The organism is Enterobacter sp. BIDMC 30 (assembly GCF_000534355.1).
GTDB lineage: Bacteria > Pseudomonadota > Gammaproteobacteria > Enterobacterales > Enterobacteriaceae > Enterobacter > Enterobacter ludwigii.
Genome location: NZ_KI973169.1, coordinates 2,940,131 through 2,958,442 on the forward strand (window position 1 = coordinate 2,940,131; position 18,312 = coordinate 2,958,442).

At 54.0% G+C, this 18,312-nt stretch carries 20 protein-coding genes and 2 tRNA genes; 14 read left to right on the forward strand and 8 right to left on the reverse strand.

From position 1 onward, the window contains the following. Position 1 precedes the first annotated feature (1 nt). The 4 genes from L466_RS08505 (at position 2) to rnt (ending at position 3,007) form a co-directional block, all read left to right on the forward strand. Positions 2 to 601, forward strand: a complete 600-nt coding sequence (locus L466_RS08505) for a TetR/AcrR family transcriptional regulator (protein WP_032681164.1) — start codon at positions 2 to 4, stop codon at positions 599 to 601. Between the two features lie 53 nt (positions 602 to 654). Next, a complete protein-coding gene (locus L466_RS08500) occupies positions 655 to 1,752 on the forward strand; it encodes an alkene reductase (protein ID WP_020884339.1) in 1,098 nt (365 codons plus the stop codon). A 100-nt stretch (positions 1,753 to 1,852) separates the two neighbouring features. Further along, a complete protein-coding gene (gloA, locus tag L466_RS08495; protein ID WP_020884340.1) occupies positions 1,853 to 2,260 on the forward strand; it encodes a lactoylglutathione lyase in 408 nt (135 codons plus the stop codon). A 96-nt stretch (positions 2,261 to 2,356) separates the two neighbouring features. Next, positions 2,357 to 3,007 carry a ribonuclease T gene (gene rnt / locus L466_RS08490; protein WP_014169774.1) on the forward strand — a complete coding sequence of 217 codons (651 nt, stop codon included), beginning with the start codon at positions 2,357 to 2,359 and terminating at the stop codon, positions 3,005 to 3,007. 45 nt (positions 3,008 to 3,052) lie between these two features. Here rnt and grxD read toward each other — a convergent pair whose 3' ends face one another. Beyond that, positions 3,053 to 3,400, reverse strand: coding sequence for a monothiol glutaredoxin 4 (gene grxD, locus L466_RS08485; RefSeq protein WP_003832760.1), 348 nt, complete (start codon positions 3,398 to 3,400; stop codon positions 3,053 to 3,055). Positions 3,401 to 3,739: 339 nt separating this feature from the next. On the opposite strand from grxD, the gene L466_RS08480 reads away from it, so the two are divergent. Then, a complete protein-coding gene (locus L466_RS08480) occupies positions 3,740 to 4,513 on the forward strand; it encodes a C40 family peptidase (RefSeq protein WP_014169773.1) in 774 nt (257 codons plus the stop codon). Positions 4,514 to 4,635: 122 nt separating this feature from the next. After that, entirely contained in the window at positions 4,636 to 5,217 is a 582-nt protein-coding gene (gene sodB / locus L466_RS08475) for a superoxide dismutase [Fe] (protein ID WP_020884341.1), read from the forward strand. 38 nt (positions 5,218 to 5,255) lie between these two features. On the opposite strand, the gene L466_RS08470 is transcribed toward sodB, so the two are convergent. Further along, complete coding sequence (locus L466_RS08470) at positions 5,256 to 6,422, reverse strand: MFS transporter (RefSeq protein ID WP_020884342.1); 1,167 nt, start codon at positions 6,420 to 6,422, stop codon at positions 5,256 to 5,258. A 163-nt stretch (positions 6,423 to 6,585) separates the two neighbouring features. Continuing rightward, the gene (locus L466_RS23690; protein ID WP_050594876.1) at positions 6,586 to 6,675 is read right to left on the reverse strand and encodes a cytochrome bd-I oxidase subunit CydH; all 90 of its coding nucleotides are present in this window, start codon (positions 6,673 to 6,675) and stop codon (positions 6,586 to 6,588) included. 297 nt (positions 6,676 to 6,972) lie between these two features. Between L466_RS23690 and purR the strand changes: the two genes are divergently transcribed. Beyond that, positions 6,973 to 7,998, forward strand: a complete 1,026-nt coding sequence (purR, locus tag L466_RS08465; protein ID WP_010430302.1) for an HTH-type transcriptional repressor PurR — start codon at positions 6,973 to 6,975, stop codon at positions 7,996 to 7,998. Between the two features lie 16 nt (positions 7,999 to 8,014). Here the strand turns inward: purR and punR are convergent, their stop codons facing one another. Next, the gene (punR, locus tag L466_RS08460; protein WP_032681165.1) at positions 8,015 to 8,926 is read right to left on the reverse strand and encodes a DNA-binding transcriptional activator PunR; all 912 of its coding nucleotides are present in this window, start codon (positions 8,924 to 8,926) and stop codon (positions 8,015 to 8,017) included. Between the two features lie 115 nt (positions 8,927 to 9,041). Here punR and punC point away from each other — a divergent pair, with 115 nt between their 5' ends. Together punC and cfa are read left to right on the forward strand one after the other, a co-directional pair. Then, positions 9,042 to 10,241 carry a purine nucleoside transporter PunC gene (gene punC / locus L466_RS08455; protein ID WP_032678015.1) on the forward strand — a complete coding sequence of 400 codons (1,200 nt, stop codon included), beginning with the start codon at positions 9,042 to 9,044 and terminating at the stop codon, positions 10,239 to 10,241. A 299-nt stretch (positions 10,242 to 10,540) separates the two neighbouring features. Then, on the forward strand, positions 10,541 to 11,689 hold the full coding sequence (gene cfa / locus L466_RS08450) for a cyclopropane fatty acyl phospholipid synthase (RefSeq protein ID WP_014169766.1): 1,149 nt from the start codon (positions 10,541 to 10,543) through the stop codon (positions 11,687 to 11,689). A gap of 28 nt (positions 11,690 to 11,717) precedes the next feature. Here the strand turns inward: cfa and L466_RS08445 are convergent, their stop codons facing one another. After that, the gene (locus tag L466_RS08445; RefSeq protein ID WP_020884345.1) at positions 11,718 to 12,359 is read right to left on the reverse strand and encodes a riboflavin synthase; all 642 of its coding nucleotides are present in this window, start codon (positions 12,357 to 12,359) and stop codon (positions 11,718 to 11,720) included. A 225-nt stretch (positions 12,360 to 12,584) separates the two neighbouring features. Here L466_RS08445 and mdtK point away from each other — a divergent pair, with 225 nt between their 5' ends. The 4 genes from mdtK (at position 12,585) to L466_RS08425 (ending at position 15,983) form a co-directional block, all read left to right on the forward strand. Next, complete coding sequence (gene mdtK, locus L466_RS08440) at positions 12,585 to 13,958, forward strand: MdtK family multidrug efflux MATE transporter (RefSeq protein ID WP_032681166.1); 1,374 nt, start codon at positions 12,585 to 12,587, stop codon at positions 13,956 to 13,958. 153 nt (positions 13,959 to 14,111) lie between these two features. Continuing rightward, positions 14,112 to 14,188 (forward strand) — tRNA-Val (locus L466_RS08435). Positions 14,189 to 14,192: 4 nt separating this feature from the next. Next, positions 14,193 to 14,269, forward strand: a tRNA-Val gene (locus tag L466_RS08430). A gap of 118 nt (positions 14,270 to 14,387) precedes the next feature. Further along, a complete protein-coding gene (locus L466_RS08425; RefSeq protein WP_032681167.1) occupies positions 14,388 to 15,983 on the forward strand; it encodes an FAD-NAD(P)-binding protein in 1,596 nt (531 codons plus the stop codon). A gap of 28 nt (positions 15,984 to 16,011) precedes the next feature. Here the strand turns inward: L466_RS08425 and L466_RS08420 are convergent, their stop codons facing one another. Beyond that, positions 16,012 to 16,647, reverse strand: a complete 636-nt coding sequence (locus L466_RS08420) for a carbonic anhydrase (protein ID WP_014169762.1) — start codon at positions 16,645 to 16,647, stop codon at positions 16,012 to 16,014. 72 nt (positions 16,648 to 16,719) lie between these two features. Beyond that, positions 16,720 to 17,502 (reverse strand): MBL fold metallo-hydrolase, encoded by a 783-nt coding sequence (locus L466_RS08415; protein WP_032681168.1) that lies wholly within the window; start codon positions 17,500 to 17,502, stop codon positions 16,720 to 16,722. A 125-nt stretch (positions 17,503 to 17,627) separates the two neighbouring features. On the opposite strand from L466_RS08415, the gene L466_RS23695 reads away from it, so the two are divergent. Continuing rightward, positions 17,628 to 17,768, forward strand: coding sequence for a hypothetical protein (locus L466_RS23695; protein WP_020884349.1), 141 nt, complete (start codon positions 17,628 to 17,630; stop codon positions 17,766 to 17,768). A 35-nt stretch (positions 17,769 to 17,803) separates the two neighbouring features. Here L466_RS23695 and L466_RS08405 read toward each other — a convergent pair whose 3' ends face one another. Continuing rightward, a complete protein-coding gene (locus L466_RS08405; RefSeq protein WP_032681169.1) occupies positions 17,804 to 18,283 on the reverse strand; it encodes a GlcG/HbpS family heme-binding protein in 480 nt (159 codons plus the stop codon). Between the last annotated feature and the right edge of the window lie 29 nt (positions 18,284 to 18,312).

Consider the following 18,312-nt stretch of genomic DNA (forward strand, 5'->3'; position numbering starts at 1 on the left):
CATGAGCAGAAATACAGAACACGATACCCGAGAACATTTACTGGCGACCGGCGAGCGACTTTGCATGCATCGCGGGTTCACCGGTATGGGGTTGAGCGAGTTATTAAAAACCGCTGAGGTACCGAAGGGGTCGTTTTATCACTACTTCCGGTCCAAAGAGGCGTTTGGCGTGGCAATGCTGGAGCGGCACTATGCCAGCTACCATCAGCGCCTGGCAGCGCACTTTGCCACGGGCGAAGGTAATTATCGCGATCGTGTTCTGCACTTCTATCAGGAAACGCTGAACCAGTTCTGTCAGCAGGGCATCATCAGCGGTTGCCTGACGGTAAAACTTTCTGCCGAAGTGTGCGATCTTTCAGAAGATATGCGCACAGCAATGGATAAAGGGGCCCGCGGGGTTATCGCCCTCATGGCACAGGCGCTGGAGAAAGGCCGCGATGAAAAAACGCTGATTTTTCCCGGCGAACCCTTAACCCAGGCGCAGGTTTTATACGCCCTCTGGTTAGGCGCGAACCTGCAGGCCAAGATTTCTCGCAGTGCGGTGCCGCTTGAAAGCGCACTGGCACATGTAAAAAGCAGCATTACTACGCCTCGCGTATAGCAGGCGTTTTTATTTACGTAATTACTAGACGACTGGTCTACTCAGGAGCCTTTATGTCCGCTGAAAAATTATTTACCCCCTTGAAAGTGGGTGCCGTTACCGCGCCAAACCGTGTGTTCATGGCCCCGCTTACCCGTCTGCGCAGCATTGAGCCGGGTGATATCCCTACCCCGTTGATGGGTGAATATTACCGTCAGCGCGCAAGCTCTGGCCTGATCATCACCGAGGCCACTCAGATTTCTGCTCAGGCTAAGGGTTACGCTGGCGCACCAGGTCTGCACAGCCCGGAACAGATTGCCGCGTGGAAAAAAATCACGGCTGGCGTTCACGCTGAAGAGGGGCGTATTGCGGTCCAGCTGTGGCATACCGGTCGTATCTCTCACAGCAGCATCCAGCCTGGCGGTCAGGCACCGGTTTCCGCCTCTGCCCTGAGCGCGAACACCCGCACCTCCCTGCGTGATGAAAACGGCAATGCGATCCGCGTTGATACGTCTATGCCGCGCGCTCTTGAACTGGACGAGATCCCGGGGATTGTTAACGATTTCCGCCAGGCCGTGGCGAATGCGCGTGAAGCCGGTTTCGACCTGGTTGAACTGCACTCCGCGCATGGTTATCTGCTGCACCAGTTCTTGTCACCGTCCTCTAACCATCGTACCGACCAGTACGGCGGCAGCGTTGAAAACCGTGCGCGCCTGGTGCTGGAAGTGGTGGATGCCGTATGTCAGGAGTGGAGCCCGGACCGCATTGGTATCCGCGTTTCCCCGATTGGTTCTTTCCAGAACGTTGATAACGGCCCGGACGAAGAAGCGGATGCCCTTTATCTGATTGAAGAGCTGGCAAAACGGGGTATCGCGTATCTGCATATGTCCGAGCCAGACTGGGCCGGTGGTCAGCCTTACACTGAAGCCTTCCGTCAGAAAGTACGCGAACGCTTCCACGGTGTGATCATCGGTGCAGGTGCATATACCCCTGAGAAAGCTGAAGATCTGATTAGCAAAGGTTTGATCGACGCCGTTGCATTTGGTCGCGATTTTATCGCTAACCCTGATCTGGTCGCCCGTCTGCAGCAGAAAGCCGCGCTGAACCCTCAGCGTCCGGAAAGCTTCTACGGCGGCGGCGCTGAAGGTTATACCGACTACCCTACCCTGTAATCTCTTCATTGCTCATTGATAGCGGCGACCTTTCGCCGCTATACTAAAACATCGTTTCTGTTCAAATAGATATTCTATTCCATTGGTTAATGAGGAAATTATGCGCCTACTTCACACCATGCTGCGCGTTGGCGATCTGCAACGTTCTGTCGATTTCTACACTAACGTACTGGGTATGAAACTGCTGCGCACCAGCGAAAACCCGGAATATAAATACTCGCTGGCGTTTGTGGGTTACGGCCCGGAAACGGACGAAGCGGTCATCGAACTGACCTACAACTGGGGCGTGGACAGCTATGAGCTGGGCACCGCTTATGGTCATATCGCGCTGGAAGTGGACAACGCAGCCGAAGCCTGTGAACGTATTCGCAGCAACGGCGGTAACGTGACGCGCGAAGCTGGCCCGGTCAAAGGCGGCACCACCGTGATCGCGTTTGTTGAAGATCCGGACGGCTACAAAATCGAGCTGATTGAAGCCAAAGACGCTGGTCGCGGTCTGGGCAACTGATCCCGCAGGGCGCAACATGCGCCCGTACTTTTACTGCATCCCCATCCAAAATTTGCCATAATGCGCACTGCTTTTTTCCCCATGTAAGAGACCCTGATGTCCGATAACGCTCAATTTAGCGGTCTGTGCGACCGTTTTCGTGGTTTTTATCCTGTTGTGATCGATGTTGAAACAGCCGGATTTAACGCTAAAACCGATGCGCTGCTTGAAATTGCCGCCATCACGCTGAAGATGGATGAACAGGGATGGCTTACACCGGACACCACGCTGCATTTCCACGTTGAACCGTTTGAAGGGGCCAACTTACAGCCCGAAGCGCTGGCCTTTAACGGCATCGATCCGCATAACCCGCTGCGTGGTGCGGTAAGTGAATATGACGCGCTGCACGCCATTTTTAAAATGGTGCGTAAAGGTATGAAAGAGAGCAACTGCAGCCGCGCCATTATGGTGGCGCATAACGCCACGTTCGATCACACCTTTACCATGGCCGCTGCCGAGCGCGCGTCGCTCAAGCGTAACCCTTTCCACCCGTTTGTGACCTTCGATACCGCGGCACTGAGCGGTCTGGCGTTGGGACAAACGGTATTATCAAAGGCCTGTATTACGGCAGGCATTGAGTTTGACGGTACGCAGGCGCATTCCGCACTTTATGACACCGAGCGGACGGCGGAGCTGTTTTGCGAAATTGTGAACCGCTGGAAGCGTCTGGGCGGCTGGCCGCTGCCGATGGGTGACAGTGAAGAATAAAAAAAAGCGACCTCATGAGGTCGCTTTTTTGTCTTCGCAGATAACTTACTCCGCGTCTGGCTCTTCCGTTTTGTACTTCGCAGCCGTTTCTTTGATCAGCTGCTGCAGTTCGCCGCGCTGATACATTTCGATCAGGATATCGCAACCGCCGACCAGCTCACCGTCTACCCACAGCTGTGGGAACGTCGGCCAGTTAGCGTATTTAGGCAGCTCAGCGCGGATGTCCGGGTTCTGCAGGATATCAACGTAAGCAAAACGCTCACCACAGGCAGACAGCGCCTGAACCGCTTGCGCGGAGAAGCCACAGCTTGGCAGCTTCGGAGAACCTTTCATATACAGCAGAATCGGGTTTTCAGCGATCTGGCGCTGGATTTTTTCAATAGTGGTGCTCATGTCTTGCTTCCTTTAACTTCTGTTACGGCATTCGTCTGTCATTGTAGCGGTTCAGACTGCCATCGGAAAATAACATTTTTGTCACGTCTTTCTTATTTTACCGCGAGTGATGAAAAGTTGCATTGCAAATGGTGTTTAACCCTGCGGCACTCAGGGTTTTGTTTAGGGAGTGAACAATAGTGCGACAGATTGATGAATTTTTTTGCACTTGCTAACGAAACAGGATTGTAGATTGAAAAATGCTATTAACTTATCGGGTTTTTATAGATTAGAATCGACGGGCTTTGTAAATCATTCGCGGGTATTATTGATGACCTGCATTTATCAGGGGACTGCCCAGTGGCGCGGATAAATAAAATCTCGATCACGCTCTGTGCTTTACTGTTTACAACACTCACTTTCACGCCAGTGGCGAACGCCTCTCAACAGGCGCGGCACTCTGCTGTACAAAAAACGCATCTGGCCAAAACCACAGACCGTAAGAAAAAAACCACCAGCAAGAACGACAAGAAAAAGACCACCACCCAGACTAAAAAGACCGCCTCCAGCAAGACGAAAACAAAACCTTCCCGCACTGCCCACGCAACCAAAAGCAAAGCCTCGCAAACTGCAGCTAATCTCGTGACGGAAAAATGCATCCCCCGCAAAGGTCATAAAGCGAAATGCACGAAGGTCACGAAAATAGCGGAAGTGCATAAGGTTCGCGTGCAGAAAGCGCAAAAAACGGCGTTGAATAAACTGATGGGGCAGATCGGCAAACCCTATCGCTGGGGCGGCAGCTCACCGCGTACCGGTTTCGACTGCAGCGGCCTCGTCTATTACGCCTATAAAGATCTGGTGAAGTTCCGAATTCCACGTACCGCCAATGAGATGTATCACCTGCGCGACGCGTCACCGGTCAACCGCGGTGAACTGGAGAATGGCGATCTCGTCTTCTTCCGCACTCAGGGGCGCGGCACGGCTGACCACGTTGGCGTATATGTAGGCAACGGGAAATTTATCCAGTCCCCACGTAGCGGGCAGGACATCCAGATAACCTCTCTCAGTGAAGACTACTGGGTACGTCACTATGTCGGCGCACGCCGCGTGATGACGCCAAAAACCATTCGCTAACCCCTGCCCTGCCACAGCCGTGGCAGGGTAAGTTCCTCTTTTGCATACCCTTTCAATTTGCTATCCTGTCCCTGTTGTCTGTGTGGTTATTGGCAACATAAAAAACAATAAGGAGAGAAGCAATGTCGTTCGAATTACCTGCACTACCATATGCAAAAGACGCCCTGGCCCCGCACATTTCTGCGGAAACCCTGGAGTATCACTACGGCAAACATCACCAGACGTACGTCACCAATCTGAACAACCTGATCAAGGGCACCGATTTTGAAGGCAAAACGCTGGAAGAGATCGTCCGCAGTTCAGAGGGCGGTGTCTTTAACAATGCCGCTCAGGTGTGGAACCACACCTTCTACTGGCACTGCCTGGCACCGAATGCAGGCGGCGAACCTACGGGTGAACTGGCTGGCGCGATTAACGCGGCATTTGGCAGCTTTGCTGATTTTAAAGCGAAGTTTACGGATGCTGCAGTCAAGAACTTCGGTTCTGGCTGGACGTGGCTGGTGAAAGACGCGGATGGCAAACTGGCTATCGTTTCCACCTCGAACGCGGGTACGCCACTGACCACCAGCGCAACGCCGCTGATGACCGTGGACGTCTGGGAACACGCTTATTACATTGATTACCGTAACGCGCGTCCGAACTACCTGGAGCACTTCTGGGCACTGGTTAACTGGGCGTTTGTGGCGAAGAACTTCGCCGCGTAAGAGACACGCAGAAGGGTTTGCCCTTCTGCGTTTTTTTATTATTTAGCAGCGCACGCTGCTTCCGGCTGTTTACGGCCAGACATCATCACTAACAGCAGGCCGAGTGCGGCAATTATCGCCCCCATCACCGGCACAAAGCTGTATCCCAGGCCGCCAGAAATGACGGCACCACCGGCAGCGGCACCGAGCGCATTGCCAAGGTTAAACGCGCCAATATTGACCGACGACGAGAGACCCGGTGCCTCATGGGCAACGCGCATCACGCGCATCTGCAGCGGCGGAACCACGGCAAAGGTCGCAGCCCCCCAGACAACCATCGCCATCGCCGCCCCGACTTCATTACGCGCCAGCCATGGAATGGCGATCATGATGACAATCAGCAGCGTTAAAAAGCCTTTCAGCGTCCCGCTCACGGAACGATCGGCGAATTTCCCGCCGAGATAGTTGCCTATAGAGAACCCGACACCAATCAGCACCAGCATCGCGGTCACAAAGAGAGGCGTCGCGTGGGTGATATCGTGCAACACCGGTGAAATATAGGTGTACAGAGTAAACATGGCGCCCGCACCCAGTACGGTGGTCAACAGCGCGGAGAGCACCTGCGGGCGCATCAGTACCGACAGCTCTTTGCGGACGTCAGGACGTTCACCAGCGCTGCCTTTCGGCAAGGAGAAGTACAACGCCACCATGGCGATAACACCCAGCACGGCCGTCGCCAGGAACGACATGCGCCAGCCGATCGCCTCACCCAGCCAGGTTGCGGCAGGTACACCGCCAATGTTGGCAATCGTCAGACCCATAAACATGGTTGCCACGGCACTCGCCTGCTTGTGTTTTGGCACTACGCTTGCGGCCACAACCGATCCCAGCCCAAAGAACGCGCCGTGGTTAAGGCTGGTTAGAATGCGGGACAACATCAGGGTGGTGTAATCCGGCGCAATCGCGGAGAGCACGTTGCCCAGCGTAAATATCGCCATCAGGAAAATCAGCGCATTGCGGCGCGCGCGGTGTGAAAGCAGAAGCGTCATGAGCGGTGCCCCCACCATCACGCCAATGGCGTAGGCGCTGATGAGCATCCCGGCCGCCGGGATAGAAACATCCACGCCCCGGGCGATAACAGGCAGTAACCCCATCGGGGAGAATTCAGTGGTGCCAATCCCAAAAGCGCCAATCGCCAGGGCAAGCAGGGGAAAATTGATTTTCATGCGTCAACTCCGGATGCCGTGTCATGTCGTGAAACAGAACAAAGAAGCCGAAAGCATGACATCAATCACAAAAAATGAGAAGTTAACAAATTGGCAAAAGATTTTTGCCGCAGGCGTAACAATCAGGAAAACTGAGAGGGAGAGAGATCTCCCTCCGTGTAAATCAGTGCAATGCAGCCGTCAGACCCGCCGCAACAATCAGAGCCAGTACAATAATGGTGGTCACCAGCGAAAACTTCAGATCGTAGCTCATCAATTTTTCTCCTTTTAATCTCCCCACGAAAAGTGAGCCTGCTCATTTTTACACAGTTTAGTTCAAAAATCTTCCTGGATTTAAACTGATAACCACTTTAGCTCTTCCCCTTTTCATCAAGATAGGACAAAATTCCACGCTAAATTTATTAGCGTACCGGCCATTGACCCCCTCCTGACGTCCTGTGTCGTTTTCCCGGCGTGCCGCAATTCAAGATTGCGTGATAAAGGTGAGAGAAGGCAAACGTTTACCTTCAAGTTTTTCAGGAGTTTAGGATATGGTCTGGAGTGACATTTAATGGCAACAATTAAAGACGTAGCAAAACGCGCAAACGTTTCCACTACAACCGTATCACATGTAATTAACAAAACCCGCTTTGTGGCGGAAGAGACGCGCAACGCCGTCTGGGCGGCAATCAAAGAATTACACTATTCACCGAGTGCGGTGGCGCGCAGCCTCAAAGTTAATCACACCAAATCCATTGGTTTGCTGGCAACCAGCAGTGAAGCGGCCTATTTTGCCGAGATCATTGAAGCGGTCGAGAAAAACTGCTTCCAGAAAGGCTATACCCTGATTCTGGGCAACGCGTGGAACAGCATTGAAAAACAGCGCGCTTATCTCTCCATGATGGCGCAAAAGCGTGTGGATGGCCTGCTGGTGATGTGTTCAGAGTATCCGGAGTCCGTGCTTTCCATGCTGGAAGAGTACCGCCATATTCCTATGGTGGTCATGGACTGGGGCGAAGCACGTGCAGACTTCACCGACTCCGTCATCGATAACGCGTTTGAAGGCGGCTATATGGCAGGCCGTTATCTGATTGAACGCGGTCACCGTGAGATTGGTGTGATCCCGGGTCCACTGGAGCGCAACACCGGAGCCGGGCGTCTGGCCGGGTTTATGAAAGCAATGGAAGAGGCGCTGATTACCGTGCCGGAAAACTGGATCGTGCAGGGTGACTTTGAACCGGAATCCGGTTACCGCGCAATGCAGCAGATTGTCTCCCAGCCGCATCGCCCGACAGCCGTTTTCTGTGGCGGTGACATTATGGCGATGGGTGCTCTCTGTGCCGCCGATGAACTGGGTTTGCGCGTGCCGCAGGACATTTCCGTGATCGGGTATGACAACGTGCGCAACGCGCGCTTCTTTACCCCGGCGCTGACCACCATCCACCAGCCAAAAGACTCGCTGGGTGAAACGGCCTTCAATATGCTGATGGACAGGATCGTCAACAAGCGTGAAGAGTCTCAGTCCATTGAAGTTCACCCGCGTCTTATCGAACGCCGTTCCGTTGCGGATGGTCCGTTCCGCGACTATCGTCGTTAATCTTTTACGGGGCCAGTTATACTGGCTCCCGTAGCCATTCCCGGTTAAGCGTCTCACTGTCTCCCAGGTAATCCAGAAGCCAGGCCATTGCGGGCGACACATCATTTTGTTGCCAGGTGAGGCAACAGGCCGCATCCGGAAAAGGATTTTCCAGCGTCAGTTCAACCCATTCACCGGTGTCGATTCGGGGCCGTGCAAAATGGCCAGGAACCATGGCAACGCACAGCCCTGCGCTGAGGCATGTTGCTGAGGATTCCCAGTCCGGCGCAACCACCCGTCGCTGGTTATCCAGCAGCCAGGTAATGCGTTTGGGCAACGAACGCGAGGTATCTTCCAGCACCAGCGAGGGCCAGTTACGGAGCGTTTCGTCGCTGAGCGGCCCGTCCAGGGCCGCCAGCGGATGATCGCTTGCCACCACACATTTCCAGCTGAGCATGCCCATGTCGCGAAAGGCAAAGCGTCCCCCGACCGGGATCGCCTGCGTGGCACCGATCGCCATCTCTGCCCTGCCATCCGCCAGCGCATCCCAGACGCCGTTAAACACTTCCTGGGATACCCGCAATTCGACATCCGAGAAATGGCGATAGAAATCGACAATCATCTGCCGGGTACGTTCCGGTTTTACGATGTTATCCACGGCAATCGAAAGATGTCCTCGCCAGCCGTTAGCGATCTGCTGACACTGTTCGCGGGTGATCTGCATTTTTTTGATAACAGAACGCCCTTCTTTCAAAAACCATGCCCCGGCGGGCGTTAATTCCACATCACGGTGACGCCGTTCAAACAGCGGAACGGCCAGCCATTCTTCAAGCTGACGCACCGTATAGCTGATTGCCGAGGGGACGCGGTGCAACTCCTGCGCTGCACCGCTAAAGCTGCCGTTGCGCGCAACAGCATCGACCACTTCAAGAGAATAATCTGACCACATTTTCTGCCTGCAAAAATTTTGAATGCACTCGCCAAATATTAGCGTTTCACAAGCTGCTTTGCACTCCCTACACTCTGCGCAAACATAGACCTGCCTCCCTCAGGAGAAAAAAACAATGCAACCCAGGAAAGGATTTTTAGTCTGGCTCGGTGGTTTAAGCGTGCTGGGCTTTTTAGCCACTGATATGTACCTGCCCGCCTTCGCCGCAATGCAGGAAGATTTACAGACCCCGGCGGCAGCCATCAGCGCCAGCCTGAGCTTATTCCTCGCGGGCTTTGCCTTCGCGCAGCTGCTCTGGGGGCCGCTCTCTGACCGCTTTGGCCGTAAACCGGTGCTGTTGCTGGGGCTGGCTATCTTTGCCGTCGGCTGTCTGGGAATGTTATGGGTACGCGATGCAACCTGGCTGCTGGTACTGCGCTTCGTGCAGGCCGTTGGCGTCTGTGCTGCCGCGGTGACCTGGCAGGCGCTGGTCACCGACTACTATCCGGCCAACCGTACAAACCGCATTTTCGCCACCATTATGCCGCTGGTAGGGCTTTCGCCTGCCCTCGCCCCGCTGCTCGGGAGCTGGATCCTGGCGCATTTCGACTGGCAGGCCATTTTCGCTACGCTGTTTGCCATCACGCTGGTCCTGATGATCCCGGCATTCACACTCAAGGCGGCACATAAGAAAGAGACGCCTGCCGACACGACACCGGTGACCTTCACCTCTCTGCTGAGCACCAAAGCGTACCGCGGTAATGTCCTGATTTATGCCGCCTGCTCGGCGAGTTTCTTCGCGTGGCTGACCGGTTCGCCGTTCATTCTTCACGATATGGGTTACAGCCCGGCCGCCATCGGTCTGAGCTATGTCCCGCAGACCATCGCGTTTCTGGTCGGGGGCTATGGCTGTCGCGCGGCGCTGCAAAAATGGGAAGGTCAGCAGATGCTGCCCTGGCTGCTGGTACTCTACGCGCTGAGCGTGATCGCCACCTGGGCTGTTGGCTTTATCCCGGGCGCAGGTCTGGCAGAAATTCTGATTCCCTTCTGCGTGATGGCCGTGGCGAACGGTGCGATTTACCCTATCGTCGTAGCCCAGGCGTTACGTCCGTTCCCACAGGCAACAGGCCGTGCGGCCGCGCTTCAGAATACCCTGCAGCTGGGTCTGTGCTTCCTGGCAAGCCTGGTGGTCTCTGCGCTGATTGCCACGCCGCTCCTGACCACCACCAGCGTCATGCTGGTTACGGTTGCGCTGGCCCTTCTGGGATACCGTATGCAGTCTGCGGCACAACGTGAGCAGGATGACCGCACAGAGGTGAAAACCTCGCATGCATAATCGCGCCAGAAATTATGTTAAATATCAGTGATTAGGTTGCTAAGAATTTTCTATTGAATCACCAAATTTTGAGGCCTATACTAAATTTGGTTCGATTAAATACGATAAATATTAAGTGTTAACGGGAGCCGGAGCGCTCCCGTTTTACCATGGAAGGCATTTCGGCAAGGGTTATCTCCCTTCCTCTGTTCTACGTCGGATACTAGCCTCACGGGGAAATACCGTGAGATTTCTCACAAACCATAAAAAGCGTCTACGCTGTTTGAAGGTTCTGATCACAGTAAGGTGATGGAGAAGCTATGAGTTCATCGTGTATAGAAGAAGTCAGCGTTCCGGACGATAACTGGTCCCGGATCGTCAGTGAACTGTTAGGTCGCGCAGGCATCACTATTAATGGATCTTCGCCATCCGATCCACAGGTTAAGCATCCCGACTTTTTTAAACGCGTATTGCGAGAGGGATCGTTAGGCCTGGGGGAAAGTTATATGGACGGCTGGTGGGAGTGTGAACGGTTGGATATGTTTTTCTCCAGCGTTTTACGCGCCGGTCTGGAAAACCAGCTCCCCCGTAATCTGAAAGATACATTACGTGTCGCCTCCGCCCGGCTGTTTAATCTGCAAAGCAAAAAACGGGCATGGATCGTCGGCAAGGAGCATTACGACCTCGGTAATGACCTGTTCAGCCGCATGCTCGATCCTTTCATGCAATATTCCTGCGCCTACTGGAAAGAGGCCTCAACCCTTGAAGAAGCCCAGCAGGCGAAGCTGCGTCTGATTTGTGAAAAACTGCAGCTACAGCCGGGCATGCGTGTGCTGGATATCGGCTGTGGATGGGGTGGTCTGGCCTATTTTATGGCGAAGCATTATGGTGCCAGCGTGGTCGGTGTGACCATTTCAGCTGAACAGCAAAAAATGGCACGGGAGCGCTGCCAGGGCCTTGATGTGGATATTCGCCTTCAGGATTATCGCGACCTGAACGAGCAGTTTGATCGCATAGTCTCCGTAGGCATGTTCGAACACGTGGGGCCGAAAAACTATGACACCTACTTCAGCGTGGTGGACCGTAACTTGAAACCTGACGGCATCTTCCTGCTGCACACCATTGGTTCTAAGCGCACCGACAATAACGTCGATCCGTGGATCAACAAATACATCTTTCCGAATGGCTGTTTGCCGTCCGTTCGCCAGATTGCTAACGCCAGTGAACCTCATTTCATTATGGAAGACTGGCATAACTTTGGCGCGGATTATGACACCACGTTGATGGCATGGCATTCACGTTTCCAGGAAGCCTGGCCAGAAATTGCGGACAACTATTCTGAACGGTTTAAACGGATGTTCAGCTATTATCTCAATGCCTGCGCAGGCGCCTTTCGCGCGCGTGATATTCAACTTTGGCAGGTTGTTTTCAGCCGAGGGATAGAACACGGTTTGCGGGTCGCACGCTAAAAAAAACCCCGGATATCCGGGGTTCATTTTATTCTTCTTCTGCGGTCTTTATTATTGCGGCTTCTTTTGCCGCCAACAGCCGCTCAACGGTATCCACAACCGCCTGAGTCTGTGGATCGATTTCGATATTAACCCGATGCCCCAGTTTTTTCGCCCCCAGGGTTGTACGCTGGAGAGTTTCAGGAATTAAATGCACGCAGAAACGGGTCGGCGTCACTTCCCCAACCGTCAGGCTAATCCCATCAATACCAATAAATCCTTTATACAGGATGTATTTCATTAATGAAGGATCCTGCACTTTAAACCAGATTTGACGGTTATTTTCCGAGGTGACAATCTTCGCCACTTCCGCGGTGGTCATAATATGGCCTGACATCAGATGGCCGCCAATCTCATCGCTGAACCTGGCCGCACGCTCTACGTTTACGGTATCCCCCACCACCAGCTCGCCCAGGTTGGTGATGCGCAGCGTCTCTTTCATTAAATCAAAGCTAATCTGGTTACCGTTAATTTCGGTTACCGTCAGGCAACAGCCGTTATGTGCAATCGAGGCGCCAGTTTCAATGCCATCAAGCATATATTCCGGAAGCTCAACCACATGAGTTCGGAAATTAGGTTTTTCATCAATGGACACCACTTTGGCGGTGCCCTGCACAATACCAGTAAACATGCTCACAACTCCTGTTTTTTCCGGACGGTGGTGACACCGTTTAATCCCACCACAATAACAGTTGGAAAAACAGGTTGCCAGCGGAGCGCATTTTGTGGCGATTTTTTCACTAGATAAATAGTTAAACCCCGCTACAATAGCTGGCACCCCCCTGCATTTTCTTCTTGCTGCCAGTTACGGCGGCCTTTTTAGTCTCTCAAATAACTAGAATATAAAGGTGTTCACGTGCAGAAGTACATGAATGAAGCGCGCCAGTTATTGGCACTGGCTATACCAGTGATCATCGCGCAAGTGGCCCAGACCGCAATGGGATTTGTGGATACGGTAATGGCGGGTGGCTACAGCGCCACCGATATGGCCGCCGTGGCAATAGGCACCTCGATCTGGCTTCCGGCCATCCTGTTTGGCCACGGCCTGCTGCTCGCCCTCACCCCGGTTATCGCTCAGCTAAATGGCTCAGGGCGACGTGAACGTATTGCCCATCAGGTTCGACAGGGGTTCTGGCTGGCAGGGTTTGTCTCCGTGCTGATAATGGTTGTGCTGTGGAATGCCGGTCATATCATCCGCGCCATGCATAATATTGACCCGGCACTGGCTGACAAAGCCGTCGGCTACCTGCGGGCCCTGCTGTGGGGTGCGCCTGGCTATCTGTTCTTCCAGGTCGCGCGTAACCAGTGTGAAGGTCTGGCGAAAACCAAGCCCGGAATGGTGATGGGCTTTATCGGCTTGCTGGTGAATATTCCGGTGAACTACATCTTCATCTATGGTCACTTCGGTATGCCGGAGCTCGGCGGCGTCGGCTGCGGCGTGGCGACGGCTGCTGTCTATTGGGTGATGTTCTTCAGTATGATCTCCTATGTGAAACGTGCTCGTTCAATGCGCGATATCCGCAATGAACGTTCGTTCAGCACGCCGGACTGGAACATCATGACGCGTCTGGTGCAGTTAGGCCTGCCGATTGCGCTGGCGCTGTTCTTTGAAGTGACGCTGTTTGCCGTGGTCGCCCTGCTGGTTTCTCCGCTCGGCATTGTGAACGTAGCCGGTCACCAGATTGCGCTGAACTTCAGTTCCCTGATGTTCGTATTGCCGATGTCGCTGGCCGCAGCGGTGACCATTCGCGTGGGCTTTCGTCTGGGGCAAGGTTCGACGCTGGATGCGCAAACGGCGGCCCGCACGGGGCTTGGCGTCGGTGTCTGTATGGCCATCTGTACGGCACTGTTTACCATCACGCTGCGTGAGCAAATTGCCCTGCTTTACAACGACAACCCGCAAGTGGTGGCGCTGGCATCCCATCTGATGCTGCTTGCCGCGGTGTACCAGATCTCCGACTCCATACAGGTGATTGGCAGCGGCGTACTGCGTGGGTATAAAGATACGCGTTCGATCTTCTTTATCACCTTCATCGCTTACTGGGTGCTGGGTCTGCCGTGTGGTTATATCCTGGCGCTTACCGATCTGGTGGTTGACCGCATGGGGCCGGCAGGATTCTGGATGGGCTTTATCATCGGCTTAACCTCTGCGGCAATTATGATGATGCTGCGCATGCGCTTCCTGCAACGCCAGTCATCCTCGGTAATATTGCAACGCGCTGCACGTTAAATACGCAGTAGCCGCCAGCTGGCGGCTACTTTCTCTTCACTTTGCGCGGTAATAAAGCAATCGCGTGAAATCAGAGAGAAAAATGCATTTTCCCTCTTGCCTCAACGATGCTGTGCCGCTAATATTCGTCCCCGTTGTCACCGACAACACGTTGCGTTCATAGCTCAGTTGGTTAGAGCACCACCTTGACATGGTGGGGGTCGTTGGTTCGAGTCCAATTGAACGCACCATTCTGCGTCCGTAGCTCAGTTGGTTAGAGCACCACCTTGACATGGTGGGGGTCGGTGGTTCGAGTCCACTCGGACGCACCATTTCAGTCCTGAAATGGTGCAAATCCTCTTCTTAAGCCCTGATTTTTCTTAATACCCCAATTTCATCATTATTCTCCTGCTACGCTTTTCTTATGGAAAAAAAACAGGAAGACTGTCGATGAAGAAAATCGCCATTATCGGCTCCGGCCCTACAGGGATTTACACCTTTTATTCTCTTCTTAAGAACGCGTCGCCGCTCTCTGTCTCCGTTTTTGAACAGGCAGACGAAGCTGGCGTGGGAATGCCCTACAACGACGACGATAACTCTCGCCTGATGCTGGCCAACATTGCCAGCATTGAGATCCCGCCCCTTTTTATGACCTACCTCGACTGGCTTAAGCGCCAGAGTGAAGCCCATCTGGCGCGCTTTAAGGTTGATAAAGCCGCCTTGCATGACAGACAGTTTTTGCCCCGTATTCTGCTGGGCGAGTATTTTCGCGACAGTTTCCAGACGATAGTCCAGGAAGCTAAGAGACGGGGATTTCAGGTTGAGATCCACACGTCTGCCACCGTCACCGATGTTGCCCCGTCCTCCTCCGGCGTGACGCTTTCGGTCAATGACACGCCGTTTCCGGAACGATTCGATCTCGCCGTGATCGCCACCGGGCATGTCTGGCCAGAAGAAGAGGAAGCCACGCGCGCGTATTTCCCAAGCCCGTGGTCAGGGTTGATGGATGCCCGCATCCGCCCCTGCCGCGTCGGTATTATGGGAACATCCTTAAGCGGGCTAGACGCGGCGATGGCCGTGGTCATGCAGCACGGTGAATTTCGCGACGGCACGTTCCTCCTCGATAAAGGAAGTGAAGCGTTAAAAATTGTACTCATGTCCAGGACCGGGATTCTGCCAGAGGCCGATTTTTACTGCCCTATTCCGTACGAACCGCTGTCGGTATTAACCGAATCGGTACTCGAAGCCGAAATCGCCAAAGGATCAGACGGTCTGCTTGACCGCATTTTCGCCCTGATGGTGAAAGAGCTTGAACTCGCCGACCCGGCCTGGTGTGAGAAAATATCGCTGCGCATGCAGACGGCGGACAGCCTTCGCGAAGCGTGGTTTGAGGATCGAAAACAGCACGGTCCGTTTACCTGGGCTGAAGAGAACCTGAATGAGGTCGAGCGGAACAAACGTGACCGGCGCACGGTGGCCTGGCGCTACACCGTGCTTCGGCTGCATGAAGTGGTTCAGGAGATGGTTCCTCATCTTACCGAGGAGGACGCTGAACGCTTTAAAAACGGGCTGGCACGCGTCTTTATCGACAACTATGCCGCCATTCCCCCGCAATCCATTCGCAGGCTTCTCGCGCTTCGTGAGGCCGGCATCATTAGCGTTGTGGCGCTGGGTGATGATTACACGCTGGATATTGGCAGCGCGCAGACGGTCATCACCACAAAAGAGACGACCTACCGTTTCGACGTCTTTATTGATGCCCGCGGGCAAAAGCCGCTTAAAACAAAAGATCTGCCCTTCCCGACGCTGCGCAAGCAGCTACAGGCGACGGGCGATGAGATCCCGGATATTGGCGAGGATTACACGTTAAAAGCGCCGGAAACGCTTCGCGGACGCATTGCATTTGGCGCAATCCCGTGGCTGATGCACGATCACCCTTTTGTTCAGGGACTGGCGGAATGTGCAGAGATAGCAGAGGCGATGGCAAAAGCCGCAGAGAAAACCGCATCGGGTTCAAGAAGGAAATTACCGTACAGTGATGACTGACAGGGCATCCGTGCCCTGCAACGCGGGATTACTCGAAGTAAACCTGCGGGTTATCGGATAAAGAGACGAAGGTTTTCGTCTCTTTATCCAGTGCAAGGATTTTGCCGCTTTCAATGTCATACACCCAGCCGTGAAGACGGATGGCGTTGTTGCGCAGGCCCACCGCCACTGACGGGTGAGTCTTAATGTTGCTCAGCTGCGCAAACACGTTTTCCTGCACCATCGCATTCACTTTATCGATTGGCTTATCCCAGGTTTTCTTCTCAACCACCGCTTTTGCCGCATCGGAATAGCGTAACCAGTGAGAAACCGCCGGCATAGGTTCGAGGTCCGCATTGTCGGCAATGGCTTTCATGGCCCCACAGTTGGAGTGGCCGCAGATAACAATATCGGTCACGCCCAGCGCAACAACCGCGTATTCAATCGTTGCGGAGACACCGCCTGGCTCAGGGCCGAACGGTGGCACGATGTTGCCAGCATTACGAATGACAAAGAGTTGTCCTGGCTCTTGCTGAGTGACCAGTTCTGGGACCAGACGGCTGTCAGAGCATGAGATGAACAGCGCTTTGGGATTCTGGCTGGACGCTAAACTGCGGAAGAGCTCTTTACGTTGCGGGAAAATCTCTTTTTGAAAGCTGAGAAAACCTTCAATGATATGTTGCATAGCAATTTCTCTTTTATCTGTTTTAGTTTAGGTATGATCGGGATCACACAAGTAAAGTTTACCCACCGGACTTTACTTCAGACAAGCAATATATTTCTGGCCCGACCGCTGCACAATCTCATCTGCATTCGCCAGGATATTTTGCCCTTCAAAAGCGCCGTACAGGCGAGCGAATTTTTTCCCCACCAGCCGCCCGGTCACGTCTTCGACGCTGCGGGCGGGCAACGGCAGCATATTCGGATAGCTCCACATAAACGAGACAGCATCTTTGCCCGGCGTGACCTGTAGAATATCGCCTGACAGTAAGACACCATCACCCTCCTGCCAGTGCAGCACCGTTCCGCCAGCGAAATGTCCTCCGAGGCGTAATAACGTTACCGCGGGGAAAATGTCCAGCGTATCGCCCTGCCAGAAGTGGAGCATCGGGCTGTCGCGCATAACCCACTCGCGATCGTTCGCGTGCAGGTAAACCGGCGCATCGAAAGCCCCGGCCCACTCCTGCATCGTGGTGTAGTAGTGAGGATGTGAAATTGCGATCGCGCTGATGCCGCCGAGCGCCGTGATGATGGTTCTGGTTGCCGGGTCGAGATTCGCAATGCAATCCCAAAGGATATTGCCGTGGGGGGTACGCAGAAGCAGCGCGCGCTGGTTGATGGCAAAAGCGGGCACCGTTTTGATACTGAGCAGCTGCGGCTCCAGCTGCTGCCATTTATTGCTGTGTGTGGCCGTCACCGTCGCAAAATCACTCCACGCCTGGCCGCTGGCCGGAACATACTGGCGTTCATCCTCGCACACAGGGCATCGCGCCGGCGTTGCGTCATAAGAGGTACCGCAGGTTTTACACAGTATAATCATGAGCTCTCCTCAGCGATAAAGCACTGAGTATGGCAGGGATTATCGTTATGTGCTGCGCGGTACATTGCCGGCTCTTTTTGCCCTATACTGTGCCAGTATCAAAAACCGAACAAAGCAGGTGCCATATGGAAATTGATCTCGAAAACTTGGTCTTTAACGGGCTGGATGAAGCTGAAGAGCGTAACGCGGAACGTCTCGACGACGCTGATAAAAAAGCGCAGTCGATTATCGCCGATGACGACTGCGGTGATGCCTGCAAGATCTGATGATAAAGCACCGGAAAACCCGGTGCTTTTTTATATTATTTCTTCAGCCCGTCAATCGCCGCCTGCGCGCACGCTTCATCCAGATGACCACCCGGCGCACCGCCGATCCCTATTGCGCCAATCACCTCATCCCCCTCTTTCACCGGCAGACCACCGGCCAGCAGCAGGAAGCCCGGAATATCACGCATGTTTTGTGCGCCGGCATTGCTCTGCGCGGCGTCCATAACCTTGCCTGACGCATTTTTTGCACTCAGCGCGGTATAGGCTTTCATTTCGCTGGCTTTTACCGTGTGTGGCCCGGCATTGTCGGTACGCTGCACCGCTTTGACCACACCGGCGCGGTCCACCACGGTGACCGTCACCTGGTAGTTTTTCGCTACGCAGGCCTGAATGGCGGAGGTCGCCAGCGCGTTGGCCTGCGCCAGGGAGAGGTTTTTCTGGTTCAACGCGTCGGCCTGTGCCGTCAGGCTTACGCTACCGGCGACAAGCGCGGCTGCCATCATTACTTTTTTCATCGCACGTCCTCGAATGATTGAATACCGTT